Annotated in this window: 8 protein-coding genes; 4 read left to right on the plus strand and 4 right to left on the minus strand. The window is 65.7% G+C overall.

The features are described from left to right. Positions 1-38: 38 nt before the first annotated feature. Positions 39-2,828: a prealbumin-like fold domain-containing protein gene (locus B2527_RS06100; protein WP_293706643.1), complete on the plus strand. Its 2,790-nt coding sequence runs from the start codon at positions 39-41 to the stop codon at positions 2,826-2,828. A gap of 75 nt (positions 2,829-2,903) precedes the next feature. Here the strand turns inward: B2527_RS06100 and B2527_RS06105 are convergent, their stop codons facing one another. From B2527_RS06105 to ubiK, 3 genes are all read right to left on the minus strand, one after another. Beyond that, positions 2,904-4,430: an esterase/lipase family protein gene (locus tag B2527_RS06105; RefSeq protein ID WP_293706644.1), complete on the minus strand. Its 1,527-nt coding sequence runs from the start codon at positions 4,428-4,430 to the stop codon at positions 2,904-2,906. 419 nt (positions 4,431-4,849) lie between these two features. Continuing rightward, a complete protein-coding gene (locus B2527_RS06110) occupies positions 4,850-6,364 on the minus strand; it encodes a YifB family Mg chelatase-like AAA ATPase (RefSeq protein ID WP_293706645.1) in 1,515 nt (504 codons plus the stop codon). Between the two features lie 10 nt (positions 6,365-6,374). Beyond that, on the minus strand, positions 6,375-6,632 hold the full coding sequence (ubiK, locus tag B2527_RS06115; protein ID WP_293706646.1) for a ubiquinone biosynthesis accessory factor UbiK: 258 nt from the start codon (positions 6,630-6,632) through the stop codon (positions 6,375-6,377). A 157-nt stretch (positions 6,633-6,789) separates the two neighbouring features. On the opposite strand from ubiK, the gene B2527_RS06120 reads away from it, so the two are divergent. The 3 genes from B2527_RS06120 to B2527_RS06130 all read left to right on the plus strand — a co-directional run bounded on the left by B2527_RS06120 (position 6,790) and on the right by B2527_RS06130 (position 9,425). Continuing rightward, positions 6,790-7,128 (plus strand): P-II family nitrogen regulator, encoded by a 339-nt coding sequence (locus tag B2527_RS06120; protein WP_293706647.1) that lies wholly within the window; start codon positions 6,790-6,792, stop codon positions 7,126-7,128. Positions 7,129-7,149: 21 nt separating this feature from the next. After that, positions 7,150-8,571: an ammonium transporter gene (locus B2527_RS06125; protein ID WP_293706648.1), complete on the plus strand. Its 1,422-nt coding sequence runs from the start codon at positions 7,150-7,152 to the stop codon at positions 8,569-8,571. Positions 8,572-8,687: 116 nt separating this feature from the next. Beyond that, positions 8,688-9,425, plus strand: a complete 738-nt coding sequence (locus B2527_RS06130) for an N-acetylmuramoyl-L-alanine amidase (RefSeq protein WP_414717012.1) — start codon at positions 8,688-8,690, stop codon at positions 9,423-9,425. A gap of 37 nt (positions 9,426-9,462) precedes the next feature. Here B2527_RS06130 and B2527_RS06135 read toward each other — a convergent pair whose 3' ends face one another. After that, entirely contained in the window at positions 9,463-11,202 is a 1,740-nt protein-coding gene (locus B2527_RS06135) for a prealbumin-like fold domain-containing protein (protein ID WP_293706649.1), read from the minus strand. Positions 11,203-11,231 lie beyond the last annotated feature (29 nt).

The following is an 11,231-nucleotide window of genomic DNA, read 5'->3' on the forward strand; positions in this document are numbered from 1 at the left end:
TGCAGCTCGGCAACGTCCTTTGGTACAGGGGAAAGGCCATGTTCGCAGGGAAGGTTCGGTTTGCAGCGGCGATGGCTGCGTTGGTGCTGCCCTGCGCCGTGGCGCAGGCACAGGTGAAGGTGACAGCACCTTTCACCAACGCGACTGACAGCAACTGGACGTTCACCGGCACCGACTCCAGCTCGAACAATCCCAGCGGTGTGCTGACGGCTGGCCGGGATCTGTCGGGGGACGGCGTAGGCTCTGGCGGCACCAAGGACACGGCTGGCAATGGCTGGTTGCGGGTCACCTCGCGCGGCAACTACAAGGTCGGCAACGCGCTGTATACGGCGACCTCCGGCGCCTTTTCGTCAAGTTACGGGGTGCAGATGCGCTTTGACTACGTTGCCTGGGGAGGCACCGGCGCCGACGGCATCAGCGTGTATCTGTATGACGCCAACAGCAACATGTCCGGTGCGCTGGTTGGCGCAGGGTTGGGTTACTGCAGTGGTGCCGGTGGTTATCTCGGCGTCGGCGTGGACGAATACGGCAGCTACTCGCAACGCGACCCCTATGGCCGTTGCGTCGCTCCCGGTCCATATGAAAGCAATGCCGAAGGACAGAACTTCGTCGCCATCCGCGGCCCTACCAATGCCGCAGGTGGTGCCAATCCCTACGTGAAGGGGTTGGCGGTGGGCGAGTCGATCAGCAACAACACAGCGACAGCGCGCCCTACCAGGATCCGCCGCATCTATGTGGACATGATTCCGAAGAATGCCACTGGAAATGCCGGCTACCGTGTATCCGCTTACTATCTTTCCGACACTGCCTCGGGCGATGGTTCCCGCAAGATGTTGTTCAAGGACGAGGACTTCGCCTACCCGGCGCCCAGCCGGCTACGCGTCGGCGTAGGCGGCTCAACCGGCGGCCTTACCAACTTCCACGAGATCCGCAACCTGGTAGTGGCTGCCCCCGCAGATCTTGCTGTGACCAAGACCGTATCAAATCAGACGCCTGTGCTGGGCGAACAACTGGTCTACCTGGTCAAGGTCAAGAACCAGGACATCAATACCGTCGACCCCGGTGATCAGTCCCCGCTGATCAGTGCGGCAAATGCTGCCACCATCACCGATACCCTGCCTGCGGGGTTGGCCAGTGCGAGCTGGACATGTACCGCGAGCACGGGTTCGACCTGCCCGGCGCTATCGGGCACCGGCAATCTCAACGTCAGCGGCGGCTACACGTTGGCAAGCGGTGGCGAGTTGACGTTCACCATCAGCGCGATGGTAAGCGACGTGGCCGGTGCAAAATGCGGCATGTCGCTGCTCAATACCGCAAAGGTGGCATTTCCCGCGTCATCGGCTTTTTCGGACATCAACCCCGGCAACGACCAAGCCACCGCAAACGCGGTTGTGACCTGTCCCACCGCGTTTATCGGCTGTCCCAGCCAGGCGTTCATCACCCGCGGCAACAGTCTGTTCTCGCTGGACCTGCTGAGCGGTGCGATTACCGACCTGGGCACCAGCCTGCCTGCCAGTTCGCCGTTGCGCAGCAGCAGTGTCAACGCGGTGGGGTTTGGCAAGGACGGCTACATCTGGGGCTGGTACAACGGTGATGGCAGCCAGCCCCGCCGACTGGTGCGAATCGGCCAGAATGGTGTTGCCGACCTGCCGTACGCCGTCGCACCGGGGACGCTGGGTCGCACCGGCTTCTACGCTGCCGACGTCGACCCGGTCACAGGCTATCTCGTGCTCTCTTCCGGAAGCACGATGTACAGGGTGGATCCTGCGACCAACAAGGTCATTGGATCGGGCATTCCTGTTTCCATGATGGGTGACAGCACCGACTACGCCTTCGACAGCACTGCCACCTATCTTTACTCGGTCAACAATGCAACCCGGGAAGTATTTCGTGCAGCCTGGAGCGGCAGCTCTCTGGGGGCGCCTGAGGTGCTGACCACGTTGCCTGCCAGCCCGGGTAGCGGTGGCTGGGGCGCGATCTTCATGGATGGCAACGGCAATATCTACGCCTACCGCTCAGGTGCGCCTGCCGGTGGCCAGCCTGCAACGGTCGGGTTGGTCTATCGCATCTTCAAGACGGCGTCGGGTGTTTGGTCATATGACCTGCTGTCGGACAATGCCAGTACTTCAACCAACCTTGACGGTGCACGCTGCCCAGCGGCGCTCACGCAGCTGCCGCCCGCGGTGCTGCTGCGCAAGACCACCACCGGCGCGGCGGGTGGACCGTTCAGCTTTGCTCTGGGCAACGTGTCACGTGCCAACGCACCTGTCACTACCACGCAGGGCGGTCAGGCCGTGCAGGTGGATGGTGATGCGGACCTGGCGGGCGTGCAGTCGTTCACGGTTTCCAACCTTTCGCAGAATGTCGTCATCACCGAATCCGCGCTGCCGCCGGGTTGGAAGCTGGAAAAGGCGGAGTGCCGCAATCGGGCCGGCAACGTGGTCGGTACCCGCAGCGGTACGGTGCTGACATTGCCGGCGGCATCGGTGACGGCCGGCGAGGTGTTCGAGTGTGACTTCACCAATACGCCGCTGACGGCGAACCTGGTCGTCAACAAGACCAACAACCGCACTACGGTGGTGAAGGGCAGCAGCATCGAGTACACGATTGTTGCGCGCAACGATGGCCCGGATGCAGCGGATGGTGCGGTGCTGCAGGATGCGGTGCCTTCGACATTGACCTGCAGCGAAGTGGTGACCTGCACGCGCAGTGGCGGGGGCAATTGCCCGATTACGGTCACGGCCAGCGGGCTCAAGAATGGCTTGAACATTCCCAGTTTCCCGAACGGCGAAGCCTGGATAATGAAAATGACCTGCACGATCAACTGAACGCGTTTTCGAACAGCGAACAACGGCCGTTCGGGCCATTGGTAGGCAAAGGCATCGCCTTGGCCCGGGGAGGCCTCAGCGCCACTGCGAGAGCGACAGCTTCAGCTCCGCGGCAAAACCCTTGGCCGACTGCAGCGGTATGGCGAACACATTGGGGGCCTGCTGCGCGATGCCGATGGCCTTGTTGCGTGCGCCGTCCAGTTCGGCCTCGTTCTTGGGACCGCCCGCCCATTGGTCGTCGCTCCAGACGTAGCGCAGCCGCCAGCTGCCAGCTTCATCGGGCTTGGCGAACACCACCAGGGTGTTGCGGAACAGGAATTCGCCGGGGATATGGTTCTTCAGGAACAGTGCGCCATCCACTTCGTAACCGGCATTGCTGACGGCAAGATCGATGGAGAAGGCGATCTCGCTGCCGGCCATGATCTTGCTGCTGTCCAGGAATACCGAGAACAGCACGGTCGAGCGCTTGTCCTTGAGCAGGTTGCCCTGCGCGTCGAAGATATCACCGTACTCGCGACGGATGGCGCACTGGTTGGCCTGGGTGCGTGAGGTGAGTTCGTAGGTATAGGCACCGCGCGGCGCGACGGTGGCCTCGATGTAATACGACGAGGCGATCTTCTTGCCGCGCTTGCGCGCTGCCTCTATTTCCGGCGGAAAGGGCAGGGCACTGATATCCAGTTGGGCGGTGGCGCAGGTATCGCCGAACAGGAAGCGCACCAGGTTTTGGTAACCCTCCTCGGAATTGACGATGCCGAAGTAGCCGCTGTGGCTGCGGTTGACAAAGGCCCGCGGCGAACCCTCGACATAGGCATTGGCGATGCGCACCAGGCCATCACTGAGCGCACCCACCGCAAACGATGAAAGCCCGTGCGCCGCGGCGTAATCACGGCTGTTGGTGCCGATCAGGCAGAACAGCCGTTCCGGCGGAAAGCCGGAGTTGCCCAGTGTATTGACCTTGTCCTTGGGCACCTTCAGGTATTTGCCCATGTTGCTGCGGTTGAAATTGTTGATGTCGTTGATCGACAGCAGGTTCGGCAGGTTGATGCCGCCGACCTCGATGCCGTTGTGTGGCGTGGCATAAGTGAAGGCCTTGTCGACCATCGCCCTCACCTCGGCACTGGCCACCTCCGGGTTCTGCAGCAGGCAGCGGCAGATCAGTCCGCCCATCGAGTGGGCGACCAGATAGACGCGGAACTCCTTGCGCATGGCCGCGTTGTTGCCGCAGATGCTGTCGCGCAGCTGCTCGATGCGCTTGCCCAGCGCAGCGGCGGCATCGACGATGGAAGGCGTCTTGCCATCACCGAAGGCCGGGTCAGCCGGGTCGTAATAGCGGTGGATGACGATGCAGCGCGGCGAGATGCGGTCGCGGCGTTCGGCGCCGAATTCGTAGACGTCGCGGTAGTCGTAATCCTTCATCAGCCGCACCAGCGGCGACTCGAACACGAACTTGACGATGCTGCCGTCCTGCGCCTGGCGCATCTTGGTGGAACCGGCCTCGAAGCCCATGAACGGCGTGGAGGTGGTTTCGACGATCTCGTCGCGGGTCATCGCGTAGCCGCGCACATAGATGATCGGGAAGTAGGGGCGTTGGATGCGTTCCATGGCCGTTCTCTGCGGGGGCTTCGCGAACGATGGTGAAGGGATTTTTGGGATTTGTCCTGAATCTGGTGCTTCACGAGCTCACCCCTCCCCAACCCTCCCCTGCGCTTTGCACAAGGGAGGGGGCAGAACACCGCCCCCTCCCTTTGGCGTAGCCAAGGGGAGGGCTGGGGAGGGGTAAGCCTTTGCTTCCGCGCCAGCCCACAAGCAAGCTGGCAACACCCTGGCCTTCACCGACAACATCGCCCCGATCCAACTGCCGGTAACCAATCGCCTCGGTCAGATGCGCCCGCTGAATCGCTACCTCCCCGGCAACAGCGAGGGGCAGTGTTCGGCCCCCTCCCTTTGGCGTAGCCAAGGGGAGGGCTGGGGAGGGGTAAGCCTTTGCTTCTGCTCCAGCCCACAAGCAAGCCGGCAACAACCTAGCCCTCACCGCCAACACCGCCCCGATCCAACTGCCGGTAACCAATCGCCTCGGTCAGATGCGCCCGCTGGATCGTCACCTCCCCGGCAAGATCGGCAATCGTCCGGGCCACCCGCAGGATCCGGTGCATCGACCGTGCCGATAGCTGCAGCCGTTCCATGGCCTGTTCCAGCAGGTCGCTATCGCTTGCCGACAGGCTGCAATCGCGCAGTGTCTCCTTCTGTCCCAGGTGCGCATTGGCGTGGCCGGCACGTTGCAGTTGGCGCGTACGTGCCGCCATCACCCGGTCACGGACTGTCACGCTGCTTTCGCCCTCGGCGGCATCGCCGCGCAGCTCGCTGGGCGCCAGCCGAGGGACGTGCAGGTGCAGGTCGATGCGGTCCAGCAGCGGCCCAGAGATGCGTGCGCGGTAGCGGCTGATGGCATCGGCTGAACAGCGGCAGCGGCCACTGCTGTCACCGGCCCAGCCGCACGGGCAGGGGTTCATTGCCGCCACCAGTTGGAAACGTGCGGGGAATTCGATACTGCGGGCGGCGCGCGATACCGTGACCGTGCCGGACTCCAGCGGCTCGCGCAGAACTTCCAGCGCATGCCGGTTCCATTCCGGCAGTTCGTCTAGGAACAGCACACCGTTGTGGGCCAGCGAAATCTCACCGGGCCGCGGATGCGAGCCACCGCCAACCAGCGCAACCGCACTTGCGGTGTGATGCGGTGACCGGTAGGGGCGCTGGCGCCAGCGACGTGGGTCAACGCCGCTGCCGCTGAGGGAGGTGATGGCGGCGGTTTCCAGGGCTTCGGCTTCGCTGGCGTCGGGCAGGATGCCGGGCAGGCGGGAGGCCAGCAGGGTCTTGCCGCAGCCCGGTGAACCCAGCAGCAGGAGGTGGTGGGCACCTGCGGCGGCGATCTCCAGAGCGCGTCGGGCCTGTAGTTGGCCGCGTACATCGGACAGGTCGGCAGGTTGCAGGGGCAGTGCCTCCGGCATCTGCGCGGCAGGCAGCTGTTTGGTTCCGGCCAGCGCGGCGCAGACTTCCAGCAGGGTGCGCGCAACCCGCACATCGGCATGTTGCGCCAGCGCCGCCTCCTCGGCGTTGCCGGGGGCGAGGATGAGTCTGCGTTGGGCGTTGGCTGCGGCAATCGCGGCAGGCAGGGCACCATCGACTGCGCGCAGCTCACCGGTCAGTGCCAGTTCGCCGATGAACTCGTGGTCGGCCAGGGTCTTGCGGTCGATCTGACCGCTGGCGGCAAGGATGCCGAGTGCGATCGGCAGGTCGAAGCGGCCACCTTCCTTGGGCAGGTCGGCCGGGGCCAGATTGATGGTGATGCGGCGGGCCGGGTAATCGAACTGCGCGCAGAGGATGGCGGCGCGCACCCGGTCGCGGGATTCGCGCACGGCGGCCTCGGGCAGGCCGACGATCTGGGTGGAGGGCAGGCCGCCGGACAGGTGGACTTCCACCTGCACCGGCGGTGCGCGCACGCCGGCGCGGGCGCGGCTGTGTACCAGTGCCAGGCTCATGGCCCGGCGCTCAGGCGTTCTTGTCGGTGAGCCGGTTTTCCAGGGCGACGACGGCTTGTTCCAGCGCGTCGAGTTTTTCGCGGGTGCGCAGCAGCACGGCGCGCTGCACTTCAAATTCCTCGCGGGTGACCAGGTCCAGCTTGCCCAGCCCGGCCTGTAGTGCGCTCTTGAAGGTGGCCTGCAGTTCTTCGCGCGATTCGCGCAGGCCCGGCGGCACCAGGTCGCTCAGACGGCGGGCCAGCGCATCGATGTGGTTGAGGTCGATCATGGGGGGTTCTCCGCAGGGGTGGGCCTAGCGTGGAAGCTGGCCGCCCATGGCAGGCATCGGTATCCGTTTTGACTGGGGGTAAGGATAGTCCGGATGCAGGTGGGTGGCACGCTGCCGTCTCGGGGTATGCTTCCGCCATTGCCCAAGGAGCTGACCAATGAAGATGATCATGGCCATCGTCAAGCCGTTCAAACTGGACGACGTGCGCGAGGCGTTGGCCGAACGCGGCGTGGCCGGCATCACCGTCACCGAGGTCAAGGGCTTTGGCCGCCAGAAGGGGCACACCGAGCTGTATCGCGGTGCCGAGTACGTCGTCGACTTCCTTCCCAAGATCCGCATCGAGACCGCCGTCACCGACGACCGCGTGGATGCGGTGATCGAAACCCTGCAGGGCGCGGCCGGCACCGGCAAGATCGGTGACGGCAAGATTTTCGTCACCCCGCTCGAGCAGGTGGTGCGTATCCGCACCGGTGAAACAGGCGCTGACGCGCTCTAACCCCCACAGCCGGAGTCGACAATGCGAACGGAATTTTTCACCGGGCTCAAGGCCCGGTTCGGTGGCCTGTGCCTGTCGTTCATGCTCGCCGTCATGGCGGTGGGCATGCTTCCCTCACACGCGTTGGCCCAGCAGGCCACGTTGCCGCCGGAGGCAACGCAAGGCGCGGCACCGGCAGTTGCCGCCGAGGCCCCGGCCGAAGCCGCCGCCGAGGCGGCGCCCAGCTTCGATCGCGGGGACGTGGCGTGGATGCTCACCGCCACCTTGCTGGTGCTGATGATGGTGGTGCCGGGCCTGGCGCTGTTCTATGGCGGCCTGGTGCGTGCCAAGAACGTGCTCTCGGTGCTGAGCCAGGTGCTGGTGGTGTTCTCGCTGGTGCTGATGCTGTGGGTGGCCTATGGCTACAGCGCGGTGTTCAGTGCGGGCAACCAGTTCTTCGGTTCCTTCACCCAATTCGCCTTCCTCAAGGGCTTCACCCCCGAATCGGTGGGCAACACGCCGATCACCGGGTTGCCGGACTTCCTGTTCGTGGCCTTCCAGTCCACCTTCGCCGGCATCACCACCGCGCTGATCGTCGGCGCGTTCGCCGAGCGCATCAAGTTCCGCGCGGTGCTGTTGTTCTCGGCGTTGTGGTTCACCCTGAGCTACATCCCGATGGCGCACATCGTCTGGGGCGGCGGCTATCTCGGTGAGATGGGCGCGATCGACTTTGCCGGCGGCACGGTGGTGCACATCAACGCCGGTGTCGCCGGCCTGGTGGCGGCGTGGTTCGTCGGCAAGCGCCTGGGCTATGGCCAGACCGCATTGAAGCCACACAACCTGCCGCTGACCTGGATCGGCGCGATGCTGTTGTGGGTGGGCTGGTTCGGCTTCAATGCCGGCTCGGCCGCGGCCGCCGACACGGTCGCCTCGCTGGCCTTCATCAACACCGTGCTGGCCACCGCCGCCGCGGTGCTGGGTTGGACGCTGGTGGAGGCGGTGACCAAGGGCCATCCCTCGGCGCTGGGCGCGGCCTCCGGTGCGGTCGCCGGCCTGGTCGGCGTGACCCCGGCCTGTGGCACGGTGGGCCCGCTGGGTGCGATCGTGATTGGTTTCGTCACCGGCATGATCTGCGTGTGGGGCGTGACCGGGCTCAAGCGCCTGTTGAAGGCCGATGACACCGCCGACGTGTTCGGCGTGCACGGTGTGGGGGGCATCGTCGGTGCGATCCTCACCGGCGTGTTCAGCGCACAATCGCTCGGCGGCACCAAGGCCGACCTGGACATCGGCCACCAGCTCTGGGTGCAGGTGGTCAGCGTCGGCTTCACGGTGCTGTGGAGTGCGGTGGTCACCGCGGTGATCCTGCTGGTGGTGCGCGCGCTGGTCGGCCTGCGCGTGAGCGAGGAAGCCGAACGCACCGGCCTGGACGTCACCACCCACGGCGAATCCGCCTACGAGGCCTGAGCGCCGCTTCAAAAGCCCCTCTCCCGCACGCGGGAGAGGGGTTGGAGTGAGGGCCGCGCCAGCATCCTGCCGTAGGTCACTTGCTTTCCCATCCGTGGCAACGTGCAATGCCCGGCATGAACCACAAACTCCTGTTGCCGCTGGCGCTGGTCGCCGCACTCGCCGCCTGCACCACCACGCCGCAGCGCAATCCCCTGGCGCAATGGGTTCCCTCGGCGAACCACAACGCACGCCAGCCGGTGATCATCGTGTTGCATCACACCGACCAGGATTCGGTGCAGCAGAGCCTGGACACGCTGCGCAGCGCCAACAGCGGCGGCAAGGTGAGCTCGCACTACCTGGTGGGGCGCAAGGGTGACCTGTACCAGCTGGTCGCCGACAGCGAACGTGCCTGGCATGCCGGTGGCGGGCGCTGGGGATCGATCACCGACCTCAATTCCACCTCGATCGGCATCGAGATCGACAACGACGGCGAGAGCCCGTTCAGCGCACCGCAGATCGCCACGCTGCTGCGCCTGCTCGATGACCTGTGCACCCGCTACAACATCCCGCGCAGCCAGATCATCGGCCATGCCGACCTGGCCCCGTCGCGCAAGGCCGACCCCAGCCGGTTCTTCCCCTGGCAGCAGCTGGCCGAGGCCGGCTTCGGTATCTGGCCCAAGGCCAGCGACGGCGCGGCCCCGGAAGGCTTCGACCGCTGGCTGGCGCTGCAGGCGCTGGGTTACCCGATGGACGACCGTGCCGCGGCCGCGCGCGCCTTCCACCGGCGCTTCCGTGGCAGCGACACGTTGCCCGCCGAACTGGATGCCGAAGATGCCCGCATCCTCCACTCGCTGCTGCAACAGGTGAAGTGAGCGACCGCGCCCGGTGGCATGGTCGCCGGGCGCGGGCTCAGTTGACGCTGCACTGGACCTGCACGTTGATCTGGCTGTTGGCCGGGAACGCCGTCACCGTCGCCCCGTTGGCGGTCAGCAGGTCCGCCGGCGCCTGCGGGCAGGTCGCATTGTTGCTGGGTGTGCAGGAGAGCACCTGGCAGTTGGACAGCCCGCTCGTCGGCGTGTCCTTCAGGACCGCGCCACTGGCATCGCCCGGGCCGCCGTTGCGGAACTGCAGCGAATAGGTCGTGCTGCTCCCGGACGGCACGCTGGCCACGGCATTGGTCTTGGTCACGGAGAGGTCGACGCCGGCCGCATTGGTGAAGGTGCAGACGATGTTCGCGCCCTGGACGATGGCCGCGGCCGGCAGCGTGACGCTGCGGTTGGGCAGGTCCACGGTACCGCTCACGCCGGCGGGCAGGCCGGTGCACTGGATCGCGCTCAGGGCGAAGCCCGGCGTCTGTGCCTCGGTCAGCGTGGTGGCCGTGTTCACCGCCGTCAGCGCACGCGCGCTGCCGGCCACGGCCTGGCCGGCGCTGGTCGTGGTCAGCGTCTGCGAGGGCAGGCCATTGGTGCCGGTGAAGGTGAAGGCGCCCACCGCGCCTTCGCTGATCTTGCGCGCGGTCACCACCGGCCGGGGCGTGTTGGTGATGGTGCAGGTGTACTGCGTGTTGGCCGCCACCGCGATGGTCCAGTCGGGGCCGGTCCCGCTGGGCGTGTAGGCCTGCTGCTGGCCGTTGAGCTGGTAGGACGTGCAGCTGATGCTCTTGTCGTAGTCACCGATGGCCTGGACGCTGTTGGCCGCCATGTCATCGCGCACGACGTGGTTGCCGGTGCTGACCTGCAGCGCTCCGGTGCTGGCCTGCTGCCCCGTCCCGGCGCCGCTGGTGGAGGCCGCGCGCAACGTGTTGTTGCCCTGGCGGATGGAGACGGTGAACTGGTCGTTGGGCGCGATGCGGCCCAGGTTCACCACCTTGTTGACCATGATCGCCGGCACCGGGTAGACGATGCTGCCGGCGCAGCCGCTGGAACCGCTCGCCTGCGAGGGGTCGCTGAACTGGGTGGCGGGAATGATCTGCGCCGCGCCGCCGTTGATCGAGGGATGCTGCCAGCGCAGCCGGTTGAAGTTCAGGCCGCCGGCGTTCACCCAGTAGATGCGCATCAGGGCACAACTGTTGGCGACGTCGGCGTTGAAGCTGCCGATGGCCCGGAAGTCGGTTTCGCCGTTGGTGTAACTGCTCAGTGCGCCGACCGGGATGTCGTAGTTGGCGGTGCGGTAGGCGGTGCTGGTGTAACTGGAGGACATGCTGACCTGCACCGAGTCGTCATGCGCCACGGAAAGCGTGTAGGTGCCGGCAACCGGGAACCGCACCAGCGTGTACATCACCCGGCCCATGGCCTGGTAGCGGCAGGGATCGGTCTGCAGGTTGGCGGCGGTGCGGCTGTCGCACAACGCGAACGGATTGCTGCCGTAGTCCACCAGCGCCGAGGTGCCGGTGCGGACCGCATTGGCCGGGTTGTTGGCCAACGCGGAGAGGTTGGCGATGGTGGCGGGGTTGTTGACGAACCGCGGGGCGCCTTGCGGACCGATGTAATTGGCATCGGATGCGATGCTGGTGGTGCCACGGTAATCCTCCCACAGCACGTTCTGCGCGGCCGCCTGGAACGCGGTCATGGCCAGCAGCAGGCCGGCGATGCCGGCGCCACCGGCGCGCCAGAGGCCGGAAAGCGTGGTTCGAGCGTGAAGCGTTGGCATGTCATCCCCTGAAGTGTCACTAGCCGCAA

Source organism: Stenotrophomonas sp. UBA7606 (genome assembly GCF_002477705.1).
Classification (GTDB): domain Bacteria; phylum Pseudomonadota; class Gammaproteobacteria; order Xanthomonadales; family Xanthomonadaceae; genus Stenotrophomonas.